This window comes from Fructilactobacillus ixorae, from assembly GCF_024029915.1.
Classification (GTDB): Bacteria; Bacillota; Bacilli; order Lactobacillales; family Lactobacillaceae; genus Fructilactobacillus; species Fructilactobacillus ixorae.
Genome location: NZ_CP097478.1, coordinates 988,864 through 1,001,040, shown reverse-complemented (window position 1 = coordinate 1,001,040; position 12,177 = coordinate 988,864). Strand labels below are relative to the sequence as shown.

Sequence of the window (12,177 nt, the reverse complement as noted above, 5' to 3'; positions counted from 1 at the left end):
CAGATGCGACGACGTGCGCGCGTAATTTATAATCCAACTTCGGGCCGCGAAACGCTCAAAGCCAAGTTGGTTGATATCTTAGACGTTTTAGAACGGGGCGGGTACGAAACCAGTGCCTACGCCACCACGCCCCAGCAAAATTCGGCTCGGGATGAAGCGGCTCGGGTCGCTCACGAAGGCTTTGACTTGGTCGTGGCCGCCGGGGGCGATGGGACCATTAATGAAGTGATCAACGGGATTGCTCCGTTGGAACACCGGCCGAACCTGGGCATTATTCCGGCCGGGACCACCAACGACTTCGCGCGGGCGCTCGGCATTCCGCGCGCGGACTTTGTGGAAGCGGCGCGGGTAATTACCCAGGGACGCTTAATTCCAATGGACGTGGGGAAAGCCAGTAACGATGAGCTTACCAAGTACTTCATCAACATTGCAGCGGGCGGGCGTCTGACCGAGCTAACCTACGACGTTCCCTCGGATCTAAAAACCGTCTTTGGCTACATTGCCTACCTCGTGAAGGCGATGGAGATGCTGCCCCAGGCGCGGCCAATTGAGATGAAGGCGACCTTTGACGGGGGCGAATACGAGGGGAAAGCCTCGATGTTCTTCCTCGCGATGACCAACTCGGTTGGCGGGTTGGAACAGGTGGTTCCGAACGCCTCGTTAAACGACGGGAACTTCACGATGATCATCGTGAAAACCGGCAATATGATGGAAATTCTCCAGCTACTGACGAAGGTCTTAAACGGGGGGCGGCACGTAAACGATGCGCGGATTATCTACAAGAAAACCAAGCACTTTACGGTCGCCCAGCAAAACACGAACCTGCAGATGCCGATTAATCTGGACGGCGAGTTTGGCGGAACGGCACCGATGCACTTTGAAAATCTCAAGGAACATCTGTCGATTTTTTCCAATCTGCCTCCAGAACCGCAACGATTACTAGAATAAACACGAAAAAGTTTTGTCGTGAATGGCGACAAAACTTTTTGTTAAGGAGTAGCAATGAGCAAAAAGAAGCAAGCACCAGTAACGAAAAACGAAACACGCGACGTGGCGGTGACCGACCTGACCTACGAAGGAATGGGTGTGGCCAAAGTGGACGGCGGCTACCCGCTCTTTATCGAAGACGCCCTTCCGGGGGAACAAGTCACGGTCAAGGTGATCAAGGTCAAACGCAACTTTGCCTTTGCCAAGTTACTCGAGATTAAGCAGGCCAGTCCGGACCGGGTAATCACGGTGGATCGCCGGTTGACGCAGGCCGGAATTGCGCCCTTACAACACTTGAGTTATGCGAAGCAATTGGAGTTTAAACAACACCAGATTGCCGAGTTGTTCCAAAAGGCCCATTTGAACCAGGTCCAGGTGGCCCCGACGATTGGGATGGAGCATCCAGTGCAGTACCGCAACAAGGCCCAGATTCCGGTGCGAGAACGACACGGACAGTTGGAAACCGGGTTTTACCGGCGCCACAGTCACGATTTGATCCCAATCGAAGACTTCTACATTCAGGATCCAACAATTGATGATGCCATTGTAAAGGTCCGCGATGTCTTACGGGACTTTCAACTGCCGGCTTACAACGAAACGACCCACCAGGGCGTGGTGCGTAACATCATGGTCCGGTACGGGAAGTATAGCCACGAGCTGATGGTGGTGTTGGTAATCAACGACCGGCATCTTCCGCGGGCCACCGAAATTACGGCCGCGATTCAGGAAAAATTACTGCACTTGGACAGTTTGATTGTGAATGTCAACCTGAGCACTGGGAACCGATTACTAGGAGACAAGAACACGGTGCTGGCGGGAAAAGACTACATCATGGACCAGCTGTTAGACACGAAGTTCTTGATTTCACCGTTATCGTTTTACCAGGTTAACCCGGTGCAAACGGAAAAACTGTATTCGTTAGCGATTGAGAAGGCGCAGTTGACCAAGGATGATATCGTAATCGATGCCTACTGTGGGATTGGGACGATTTCACTTGCAATGGCGCCACAAGTGAAGCACGTTTACGGCGTTGACGTGGTCAAGGAAGCCATCCAGGATGCCCGGACGAACGCCAAGCTGAATCACATTGAAAACGTAACCTTTGTGACCGGGAAGGCCGAGGACCAGATGCAAAAGTGGGAAGCGGACGGGATTAAACCGGACGTAATAGTGGTGGATCCGCCCCGGAAAGGGTTGGACGCCAGCTTCATCGAGAGTGCCGTGAAGATGCAACCAGAACGGCTGGTGTACGTTTCGTGTAATCCAGCCACGTTGGTGCGTGATGCGCAGTTGTTGCTTGACGGGGGTTACGCGATTGATCAACCGGTCCAACCGGTGGACCAGTTCCCACAGACGCCACATGTGGAGAGTGTGACGGTGTTTACGCGGAAGTAGGTAAAAAATGAATAGTGATGAATTATTAAAATTAATTGAAGTTCCTGAAGATGATTATCATGATTTTAAGGAAGAGTGGTATTCTAAAAATCACAAAGCTGAAATGATTAAAGATATCTTTAGTTTTGTTAATACTGTTCATCATCATGACTGTTATTTGATTTTTGGTGTTGAGGATAAAACATGCAATGTTGTTGGTGTTGAAAATGATAATAATAGATATAATACTCAACAAATAACAGATTTCTTAAATAATTTACCAATAGAACCTGAAGCTCCATCTATTAAAGTTGAAACTTTAAATATTCAGGGTCATGAAATTGATGTTTTAAAAATAAAAGATACTGATAAGGTTCCCATTTTTTTAAAAGAATTAAAAAGATATGGTAGCAAATCAATTGTTCATCCTGGACAGATTTTTATGAGGGAAGCAGATACAAATACACCTACTAATAGAACCGCAAGCTATTCTAAAGTTTTAAATTTATGGGAAAAACATTTAGGATTTGATCTTAAATTTCCTGAAAAATTTGAGAAGAAACTATTAGATTATGCAAATTGGGAATATTATGAAGTTGACGATGAAGAAATTATAAGATATTTAATTGATTCAAATTATAAGATAGTTTTTATAAGTGATGAATTAGCTAATATTAAAGTAGCTTCTTATTCTTTAGATCAATTAGATACTAGTTTAGTATGGGATGTTGCTCATTTGAAATATAATAATGAGACATTTAAGGAAATTCCAATTGTTAATTTAGATGGATGTAGATTTAAAGTTGTTTGTCCATATGTTGGTTCAATTGGATTACCAGATTTAGTTACTCAACATGATATGTTTTATAATTATTATTTGTTGGATTCTTTCAGATTTAAACTAGAGAAATTAATAAATAATTTGGTTAGTTTTATATCCCCTGATGAAAGTGAATTATCACAGTATGCAAATTCAATTGTTGTTTATGAAAATAAAGAAGAACAAAAAGAAGTAGAATCTTTTTTAAATAATCATTTAGATGAAGTTTATGAAAAAATTGTTCCTAGTGATGATGATATTTCTAGATATAAGAGTAGATTAAGCCTTAATTTAGATAAAAATTCTATTGAATTAAAAGATGATTCAATAAAAGAAATGGTTAGAAGAATTAATCTGGCTAAATATATAAAGAATATTTTAAATTGTAATGAAGAAATTTCACATATTTGGCGATAAGATAATTATATTTTAATGACCACTATAAATGTAAATTTATTTAGAATTGTTTTCAAAAACTCTAGTGTTATTTCATTAGTTATGATTTTTAACATCTGGTTATTAATTTTTAATTCTATTAAAATAAAGGAAAATCCTCATGATTATATACGGAACCAAAAAGACGCTTGCAAGTTATCATCTAAGTTTACCTGAGCAAATCTCTGATCCATTTTTCAAAAATACAGTGATGCACACTAAAGAACAGCAATCTGAAGATCAGATTCATTAGTGGGGCACGAAAATTTTCTATTTTGAGAGAATACGTTACTTGCATCTTTGTAATTATTGCTAATAAGTTTACGATTATTGTCGTTTATGTTTAAGATCAATAAATTAATCAATTGGGACAAATTATCATTGGCTATTTATATTACATCTACGCCGAATATAAAGAGATGGAACACTTAATCGATAGGTATGCGGATGAAGATGATTTCATTTGTTTTGATAAAAAAACTAATCGTCAAATCATTAGTAGTATGAATTACTTCCAAGCGTTTTATATGGGAGATGGAGATGTGTTGTATGACTACATTGATGGTGACTTACTTCAAACGGAAACGCTAAATATGAAAATTAATTGGTTCTATTTGGCAGGGATAACAAGTAATGGCAAAAAAAATGTATGGATATCCCGAAAAATTTGCTGAATTGCTGAAAGCTAGGTATCAATGATGACAACACGATTCTTGTAAAGAGGATTGTGTTTTTATTTCAATTAGAAGATGTAAATGAGGAATCTTTAATGAGCAAAGAAAAATTAGAAGAAGCAAAGCAATTATTAGATTTAGATTATCAATCAGCAGTTAAATCGCTTTTAAATAAGTATGGAAAATCTACTAAAGATTATTATTCGGAGAAAATGTATGTTGATTTTTTAAAGGAGAACCGGAAGACCTTAATAAAGACAAAGGAAATTAGTCGTACTGATGAAGGACTTTATATCCATCACATTGACGAAGATAAATATATTCAACTTTCAACACCGAAAATCATAAAATCTTTCGGGTATCCGTTTACAGTTCAAAAAGCCGATAGACTTGTCTACTGTAATTTAATTGAACATTCAATTTTACATACATTAATTTCCAGAGAAGCTGATGGATTACAAGGCAGAGGTGGGTACTGGGCTTTTATTCGTCCGACCATTATCGAATGGTTTATTGCCGGGAAGAAACCAACACCTAAATGGATGATAAACTGTTATAATACTGCCTACCTTACTAAAGATGAGGCGATATAATTTATTATGCTTAGTGATAAATTAACTCCACCGTTACCGAATGGCGATTCAATTAAAAAATATTAGTAAAAAGTAGGCCGGAAGATTTATTTTTTCTTGGAGGGAAATTGCATGAAACCCAAAATAATTAATATTTCACAAAAGGATCAAATTGTTATTCCCGTTTTTGTTCGAAAGGATTTGGGACTTGAAAAAGGCACCAAATTGTCTTTAGAAGTTAACCGAGATCAAATTTCATTAAAAAAGATTCCTAACTCGTTAGATTGGTCTAATTTGCTGAAGCAAGTTTCAGTCGAAAGGGTTGAATTTGATAAGGATGGGCATTATGATGCCCCAAAACATCCTGACTTTCATGATTGGATGGTAAACGGATGATGGGCTATGGATCTTTAGATTGTTGAAGTTCCAATTGATGATAACAAGCGTAGGTTCACCTTAATTATTTAGAAGTAAATCTAAGTATAAATCTGCGATAATTAAAAATTATATTATTCAATCATTGATTGGCAAGAAGCATGATTACGAAAAATCATATTTTGATATATACAAGGGTTATCAGGTTTATGTATAAATCTGTGAAAATAAGATTATGATTATGGACGTAAAAAAGTCCAGCGGTTGACAACCCAATGGGTTAAGTAAGTTGTAACAATTACAAACGGTAGAAATTGGACGGGACAAACTAGGGTTAAGCAAACAATGCTTACGATTGGTTGTCCAATAATTATCGTTAGGGCGACAGCCATGATTAGAGTTACGGTTAAATGTGGCATTGGACCGACTAATTGCGCTACAATTCCGCCAACGGCTAAGCTAGTAAAAATAGCTGGGAAAATGGTTCCACCACGCCATCCGAGGGAAAAGCCGAGGTTGGTTGTTATCGTTTTGGCAAGTGCAATGGCGATTAACGAATAAATGGGCGCTTGGGTTACGTGACTAGCAAATGATTGAATGTTGAATTCACCAGAAAATAAAACATCCTTACTTATCAATGTTCCAACCGCTAATAATACTCCACCGAGAAAGCCCTCGATGACGGGATAATTGAAATTACCGATTACTTTTTCGGACCATTTTCCAGATTTAACGAATAGCCAACCAAAGGCCCAACCAACTACTAATGCCGGGATAACCACGAGGTTTCCTTGCCATTTCCAATTGAGCGAAGGAGTATGAATTCCAATCACGCCTTCTTGCGGGAAAAAGAAGAAGAAAGTAAATAAACCAAGCAGGCCAAATAAAATCCAGGCACTGTAGTAAATTTGTTTTTGGCGTTTACTCGCAAAATAATTCGTAATTGATGTGGTGGTAATTTGGTTGGGACAATCTTTTATTCGTTGCCAAATAATTAGATGCAGTTGTTGAAGCAGTGATTTATTTTGCGTATTTTCTACTGAATGTACGGCTAATTTATAACGGCAACCTATTCAGTACACCATTCCTGCAAAAATCCCGGTGGCACTTGCTTCTGGTCCGACACTGGCACCAGCACCAAGAATCACCAATCCTAAGACTACGATTCGCCACCAATTGTGATAGCCAAAGTGACCTTCGGTTTTAACTTGAGCTAAGACCTCTTCAATGGTTAGGGGATATTGACCCAAGTACTTTTGCAACAGGCCGATCACGATTCCCATTGGCAGACAAAAAAGCCAGGGCCAAATCACTTGCTTGATCCCCAAAAGACCCGGCAACTCGTGCCAGGTAAATTCAATAATCCAATTGATAATTTGTAAATAAGCGCCAATAACGAGACCAATGATGATGCTTAAAACCGCTATGTATGTGAAAGCTAGACCACTTACTTTATTCATTTCTATTCCTCCAAAATTGGTAGGCCTCTTTGCATGAATAGGGTTACGTAAAAACGTTATTGTAGTAAGAATAGCATAACCAACAGGGATAAGGAATCCCCTGCTTGAGGTAGCTGAAGCCTTATCAAGTAACAACAAAATTATTTTGTTCGTAGTAAATTAGGCGGGGAATTTTTTGGTTTAACTTACTAAAAGTAGGCAATATCATTGCTATTTCACGGAATCCAGCTATAATTTAGCTATCAATGTTAGCATTTATGACAAAATGGCTTTATTTAAGGAGGAATCCATCATCACACGACAATTAACGGATTTAGTGAAGTTTCGGCGCGGCGTCGAAGTCCAGGGACGCTTGTTTCTGCCTCCAATGCTAACTTCGTCGGGAACGGCAGATGGAAGAGCAACTGCTGATACACTGCAGTACTATGCGGCCCGGAGTAAGACAGCGGGGATGCTGATCACCGAGTATCATTACGTTAGCGAAAACGGGGGACCGAGTGGTGGCGGTCCGTTTGGTGAACAACTTGGGATTTATGACGACGAGCACCTCGACTCGATTAAGGCACTTGCTAAGGCCATGAAGCAGGATGGGGCCAAAGCCATTCTACAGATCAATCATGGTGGCCTGCGAAGTAATGGATTTGCTGCCAAGCATGGGTACGCCTTCGGTCCCAGTGCTATTACTTCCCCGAGTTTGAACTATGATGTGCGAGAGTTAACTACTCAGCAGATTGAAGCCATCATCAAGGATTTTGGGTTAGCGACAAAACGCGCCATTGAAGCTGGCTTTGATGGGGTGGAAATTCACGGTGCCAACCATTACCTATTGCAACAATTCATGTCGACGTATTCCAACCGACGGACCGATGAGTGGGGTGGATCGTTAGCTAAGCGGATGCGCTTTCCCCTCGCGGTTACGAAGGAAGTTCTGCGTGTGGTTGCTAAATACGCACCCCAAGACTTTATCGTTGGTTACCGGATTAGTCCGGAAGAGCCACATCAAGACGGGAGCGGGTATTCGATTTCTGATTCTAACCAGTTAGTTAAGGAACTTAACCAGCTCCAACTCGACTACTTGCATGTCTCCATCTTTGGACACTATTATGATGGCCCCAATGATAGCAAGCTGAGTTACACGCAAATCTATCGGGAATCGCTGGATGCTGAAACTAAGGTGCTGGCAGTCGGTAGCGTCTTTAGCGCCGAAGCTGCGTTGGATGCCGTTAACCACTACATGGATATGGTCGGGATGGCCCGTGGTAGCTTGATTGACCCGTTGTTTGGAGACAAGGTATCTCATCATCGAGCCGACGAAATTGTACACGAGATTTCGCCAGCACAGTTGAAACAAACGGCCTGGACCAAGGGCTTGTTAGACTCATTCTCCTTGCCCGATAACGGGTTACCACCGTTACCAAACGGGGAATCAATTAAAAAATAACGCAAAAGAAAAGACCCCAGGAGGATTTCTTCCCGGGGTCTTTTTTGTTTATGCTTGGAGTGCTTTTTTGATAGCTGGTTCTAACTTGGCAGGGTTAGTAATTGGCGCATACCGATGAAGCAACTGGCCATCTTTGCCAATCAAGAACTTGGTGTAGTTCCATTTAATTGGACCGTGACCGGATTCCCTTTTCAAGTAGGCAAATAATGGATCGGTATCTTCGCCATTAACCTTGATGGTTTCGGTGATGGGGAAGGTTACTCCGTAGTGGACCTGGCAGTACTCGGTGATGTTTTTCGAATCCTTCAATTCCATCAAGAACTGGTTGGATGGGAAACCAATGACTTCTAATCCTTGGTCGTGATATTCGTGGTATAACTTTTCTAGATCCTTGAGCTGACCGGCTAGACCACACTTGCTGGCGGTGTTAACCACGAGAATAACTTTACCTTTAAAATCGGCAAAGTTAATCGGATCGCCGTTTAGTTCTTTAGTTTGGTAATCGTAAATTGAGTTGAGCATGAGAAGGACTCCATTCTGTTAAATTTGATGGTGTACAACTAAATGCTAACATTTTTGGGCAGGATTCGCTAATGATTTAATTGAGGATATAATAGTGATGATTAAATTGTCATATTTGATATTTAAGGGGTTAAATAATTGGAAAAATTTGATTTACAGCCGACGACGGACAATCTTAAAGAATCAATTATCCATGATACGACAGGAAGAAATAGCAATGTTTTTCATTTCCTAGAGATGTTAAATAGTCTAAACGGTCCATGGTCGATTGCAATCGATGGAAAATGGGGAACGGGGAAAACGTTTTTTGTTAAACAATGTCAAATTGTACTGGATATAGTTAATAAGAATAATGAGGATAATTCAGAAAAACAAGTTATTCATGAAATTATAAATGGTAAAGAAGGCAGAATCAAAAAAATATCTTACAAAACAGTTTATTATGATGCGTGGAAAAATGATAGCGAAGAAGATCCAATTATTTCGTTAACTAAGAGTATCGTTTCTGCTGATTCAATTATGGATGAAAAAATAAGAAAAGGCGGAATAGAAATTTTAAAGAACTTGGTTAAAATTGCTGCTAAATCAATTGCCCAGGTTGATATAGACAATTATATTGATTCTTTAGGTTCTGAAAAAGAACTTAGTTCTGAAGAACAATTTAATCGAGTACTAACAAAATTGATTCCAGAAAATGGTCGTTTGGTAATTTTTGTTGATGAACTTGATCGATGCCAACCCACTTATGCAATTAAATTATTAGAACGGATTAAGCATTTTTTTAATGATGATAAAATTACCTTCGTATTCGCAGTTAATATATTTGAATTGAAAAATACTGTTCAAAAGTTCTATGGTAATAATTTTGATGGGAGTCGTTACCTAGATCGCTTTTTTGATTTTGTTATTGCACTTCCAGATGCTAATTTAGAAAATTATTATAGGCAAAATGATAATTTTCCGAATGATGATTCAATGGTTGCAGATTCATACTATAAAAGCGTTGCTGAATTTTTTGAACTTAGTTTAAGAGAAATAAATCATTTTTATAGTACCTTGAATACAGCTATCTATAGTTTTAATTTCAGTGTAAATTCATTGTTTTCTAATGAAAAATTTTCAAGCTTCATTGTAATTAATTTTATACTCCCTTATCTATTAGCATTAATAATTATAGATAAGAATATGTATAATAAAACTGTTAATGGTATTGACAGTGCTAATTTTATTTCATTTTTTCTAATAATTATCATTTTAAACATTTTTTCGCTGCTAATTTTAATATTAACGAGAAGCGAAAAGTTGAAATTATTTTGGAAAATATTTATAAAGGAATATTTGTTGAAAATTCAAATATAAAAAGTGTTAAGGTCAATGAGACATTTTCAATAACTGGATCATATGGTGAAGATATTCATTCTTATAAGGAATTAATTGATGATGTACTTAGTTTAGTTTCGGGTTATTCTACCTATTAATTTTAAAAATCTAATTATTATACAAGTGTGTAAGCTGTGGATTCAAATGTACCAAATGAAGCTGACTGGCAAAAATTATTAAATCGTATTCCAATTGAAAACGTTGAATTTGACGAAAATGGTCATTATGATGCTGAAAAGCATCCAGATTTTCAGGACGGGATGGAAAACAGTTAAGTATCAGTAAACAAAAAGAGGAGATTATCTTAATTGATAATCTCTTCTTTATAATTAAAATATAATTAGCGATCATCAGAGCATTCGCTCTTTCCTTAATTAAAATATACTAATCTTTTTCTAAATAGTTAATTAATTTATTTAAAATTTCCTTGAATTTTTTAATAAAAGTGACATTTTGATACCAATCTGGGTTACGCTCAAAGCGTTTTAGAAAAGCTGCACCTTGGCGTCGCCGTCGCTTGCTCACTTTACCATTCTTAACGTAGTCATGCAAAAAGAAGAGGGAGGTCAAATCGTTAATTTTCATGTCTTTCAGGTCCATCTTCGGAATCTTCATCAAGTATACGGCCGTATTTACTTGCGCAGTGGGATGAGGGATAAAATTTTTACCTTGATACCGTGTTCGATGTCGAGGGATAGGGACAACAAGTACTCATGCAGTTGCATGTCAATGGAATCCAGATCAATTAGATAGGCGAAGTCTAAATTTGGATATTTACCTTCTCGTTTGGGAAAGTTTTTGCGATAGGTCGTTAGCTTAAAGTAGTAATTTTTGTGGACGAGTACTTGTTTGGATTGCTGAACATCAATCTCATTGAACGTGATTTTTTTACTTTTTATGTGTTTGATGAGTTCGGTCTTAGTCAATTTCGGTTTAGAAGTCATAATTACCTCGAGGCATTTTTCACATCATTCTAGCAAATGAAGATTAAGGGAAGGTAAATATGAGGTTAAAATGTGGAATTAAAAAAACTTTTTAATGCTAAATGGATAACGATTCTTACTGTTTTAATATAAATTATATTGTTTTTTAATAAACGTAAATTATATAATTGTTTCGAACGCTAAATAAAATAAAAAAACCAAAGTAATAACTTACAATGGTAGTGACCAAACAAACCAGTAAGTATATATTACTTTGAGCTATTCCATTTTAACATCTTATGATCGCGGTGCGTTAGCACAATTAATTAATGAAGGCCTTTCACTTCGTGAAATAGCTGATAAACTAGGTTTTTCTAAATCAACGATTCATTATGAACTATTGCGAGTAACTCCTTATAATCCCGTATTAGCTCAAGCTGATGCAGATTATAAACGGAAAAAATGTGGCAGAAAAACCAAATTGACCGCTTCGTTAAAACAAGTTGTGGAGAATCATTTGAAATTAACGTGGTCACCAGCATTGATTAACCGTTTTTATGGAGTAGCTACGGCCCCATTTATAATTGGTTAAACCGCATTTTGCTTGATTTTAGTTTAGATTGTTTGCCTAATCGAAATGTTCGTCGGAAACGAAAAGCAGAGAAGTGAGTAACCTTCAAAATCAATCAAACCATTGAAACGAGAGCTAGCTATATCAATGATCGTAGTGACTTGGATCACTGGGAATTAGATCCAGTTTTATCTGGACGTGGGAAATCCAAAGCCTGCTTAGCAACATTTGTGGAACGAAGTACTCGCTTGGTTTGGGCAATTAAAATTCCTAATCGAACCAAATCGTTATTAAATGCTGCCTTTGAAAAATTCATGCGCATTTTTGGTTCAAACGTTGAATCGTTTACAGTCGACCATGGAAAATAATTCTCTGGTTATTAGGTATTACAAAGCAAATACAAGGTCGATGTTTACTTCTGTTAAGCTTATTCGCCTTGGAAAAGAGGCAGTAATGAATATTTCAACCGGAGATTAAGATGGTTCTTCCCGAAGCAAACTAACTTTAAAAATGTTTCTAATGATAAACTTTTTGAAGCCTTAGAGTTAATTAATAATCTTCCGTTAAAAATTAACAATTATCGAACTGCCATTGAGGTTTTTAAAAATCGTTCGAAATAAATTTTTGATTTGCCTTTTATAAT

The 12,177-nt window shown here is 38.2% G+C and carries 14 protein-coding genes and 1 pseudogene; 10 read left to right on the top strand and 5 right to left on the bottom strand.

Annotated features, from left to right (window positions below):
- Positions 1-3 precede the first annotated feature (3 nt).
- From M8332_RS05000 to M8332_RS04975, 6 genes are all read left to right on the top strand, one after another.
- Positions 4-948, top strand: a complete 945-nt coding sequence (locus M8332_RS05000) for a diacylglycerol kinase (RefSeq protein WP_252779741.1) — start codon at positions 4-6, stop codon at positions 946-948.
- A 54-nt stretch (positions 949-1,002) separates the two neighbouring features.
- Positions 1,003-2,382: a 23S rRNA (uracil(1939)-C(5))-methyltransferase RlmD gene (gene rlmD / locus M8332_RS04995; RefSeq protein WP_252779740.1), complete on the top strand. Its 1,380-nt coding sequence runs from the start codon at positions 1,003-1,005 to the stop codon at positions 2,380-2,382.
- A 7-nt stretch (positions 2,383-2,389) separates the two neighbouring features.
- Positions 2,390-3,598, top strand: coding sequence for an AlbA family DNA-binding domain-containing protein (locus tag M8332_RS04990; RefSeq protein ID WP_252779739.1), 1,209 nt, complete (start codon positions 2,390-2,392; stop codon positions 3,596-3,598).
- 383 nt (positions 3,599-3,981) lie between these two features.
- Entirely contained in the window at positions 3,982-4,290 is a 309-nt protein-coding gene (locus M8332_RS04985; RefSeq protein ID WP_252779738.1) for a hypothetical protein, read from the top strand.
- Between the two features lie 95 nt (positions 4,291-4,385).
- On the top strand, positions 4,386-4,883 hold the full coding sequence (locus M8332_RS04980; RefSeq protein ID WP_252779737.1) for an SAV1803-related protein: 498 nt from the start codon (positions 4,386-4,388) through the stop codon (positions 4,881-4,883).
- 111 nt (positions 4,884-4,994) lie between these two features.
- Positions 4,995-5,258: an AbrB/MazE/SpoVT family DNA-binding domain-containing protein gene (locus tag M8332_RS04975; RefSeq protein WP_252779736.1), complete on the top strand. Its 264-nt coding sequence runs from the start codon at positions 4,995-4,997 to the stop codon at positions 5,256-5,258.
- A 218-nt stretch (positions 5,259-5,476) separates the two neighbouring features.
- Here the strand turns inward: M8332_RS04975 and M8332_RS04970 are convergent, their stop codons facing one another.
- Together M8332_RS04970 and M8332_RS04965 are read right to left on the bottom strand one after the other, a co-directional pair.
- Entirely contained in the window at positions 5,477-6,115 is a 639-nt protein-coding gene (locus M8332_RS04970; protein WP_289847038.1) for a chloride channel protein, read from the bottom strand.
- Positions 6,116-6,310: 195 nt separating this feature from the next.
- Positions 6,311-6,697: a voltage-gated chloride channel family protein gene (locus M8332_RS04965; RefSeq protein ID WP_252779734.1), complete on the bottom strand. Its 387-nt coding sequence runs from the start codon at positions 6,695-6,697 to the stop codon at positions 6,311-6,313.
- Positions 6,698-6,989: 292 nt separating this feature from the next.
- On the opposite strand from M8332_RS04965, the gene M8332_RS04960 reads away from it, so the two are divergent.
- A complete protein-coding gene (locus tag M8332_RS04960) occupies positions 6,990-8,138 on the top strand; it encodes an oxidoreductase (RefSeq protein WP_252780811.1) in 1,149 nt (382 codons plus the stop codon).
- Between the two features lie 48 nt (positions 8,139-8,186).
- On the opposite strand, the gene M8332_RS04955 is transcribed toward M8332_RS04960, so the two are convergent.
- Entirely contained in the window at positions 8,187-8,660 is a 474-nt protein-coding gene (locus tag M8332_RS04955; RefSeq protein WP_252779733.1) for a glutathione peroxidase, read from the bottom strand.
- A 138-nt stretch (positions 8,661-8,798) separates the two neighbouring features.
- On the opposite strand from M8332_RS04955, the gene M8332_RS04950 reads away from it, so the two are divergent.
- Both M8332_RS04950 and M8332_RS04945 read left to right on the top strand, forming a co-directional pair.
- Positions 8,799-10,019 carry a KAP family P-loop NTPase fold protein gene (locus M8332_RS04950; protein WP_252779732.1) on the top strand — a complete coding sequence of 407 codons (1,221 nt, stop codon included), beginning with the start codon at positions 8,799-8,801 and terminating at the stop codon, positions 10,017-10,019.
- A 155-nt stretch (positions 10,020-10,174) separates the two neighbouring features.
- The gene (locus M8332_RS04945) at positions 10,175-10,315 is read left to right on the top strand and encodes an AbrB family transcriptional regulator (RefSeq protein ID WP_252779731.1); all 141 of its coding nucleotides are present in this window, start codon (positions 10,175-10,177) and stop codon (positions 10,313-10,315) included.
- A gap of 109 nt (positions 10,316-10,424) precedes the next feature.
- Here M8332_RS04945 and M8332_RS04940 read toward each other — a convergent pair whose 3' ends face one another.
- Positions 10,425-10,625, bottom strand: coding sequence for a hypothetical protein (locus M8332_RS04940; RefSeq protein ID WP_252779730.1), 201 nt, complete (start codon positions 10,623-10,625; stop codon positions 10,425-10,427).
- 47 nt (positions 10,626-10,672) lie between these two features.
- Complete coding sequence (locus tag M8332_RS04935) at positions 10,673-10,984, bottom strand: Abi family protein (protein ID WP_252779728.1); 312 nt, start codon at positions 10,982-10,984, stop codon at positions 10,673-10,675.
- 253 nt (positions 10,985-11,237) lie between these two features.
- Here M8332_RS04935 and M8332_RS04930 point away from each other — a divergent pair.
- Positions 11,238-12,154, top strand: a pseudogene (locus M8332_RS04930) (IS30 family transposase).
- Positions 12,155-12,177 lie beyond the last annotated feature (23 nt).

What these genes read in the sequence shown, in the direction of transcription:
- M8332_RS05000 (WP_252779741.1), top strand. Translation starts at nt 4, where the DNA reads ATGCGACGACGTGCGCGCGTAATTTATAATCCAACTTCGGGCCGCGAA.
- rlmD (WP_252779740.1), top strand. Translation starts at nt 1,003, where the DNA reads ATGAGCAAAAAGAAGCAAGCACCAGTAACGAAAAACGAAACACGCGAC.
- M8332_RS04990 (WP_252779739.1), top strand. Translation starts at nt 2,390, where the DNA reads ATGAATAGTGATGAATTATTAAAATTAATTGAAGTTCCTGAAGATGAT.
- M8332_RS04980 (WP_252779737.1), top strand. Translation starts at nt 4,386, where the DNA reads ATGAGCAAAGAAAAATTAGAAGAAGCAAAGCAATTATTAGATTTAGAT.
- M8332_RS04975 (WP_252779736.1), top strand. Translation starts at nt 4,995, where the DNA reads ATGAAACCCAAAATAATTAATATTTCACAAAAGGATCAAATTGTTATT.
- M8332_RS04965 (WP_252779734.1), bottom strand. Translation starts at nt 6,697, where the DNA reads ATGAATAAAGTAAGTGGTCTAGCTTTCACATACATAGCGGTTTTAAGC.
- M8332_RS04955 (WP_252779733.1), bottom strand. Translation starts at nt 8,660, where the DNA reads ATGCTCAACTCAATTTACGATTACCAAACTAAAGAACTAAACGGCGAT.
- M8332_RS04940 (WP_252779730.1), bottom strand. Translation starts at nt 10,625, where the DNA reads ATGAAAATTAACGATTTGACCTCCCTCTTCTTTTTGCATGACTACGTT.
- M8332_RS04935 (WP_252779728.1), bottom strand. Translation starts at nt 10,984, where the DNA reads ATGACTTCTAAACCGAAATTGACTAAGACCGAACTCATCAAACACATA.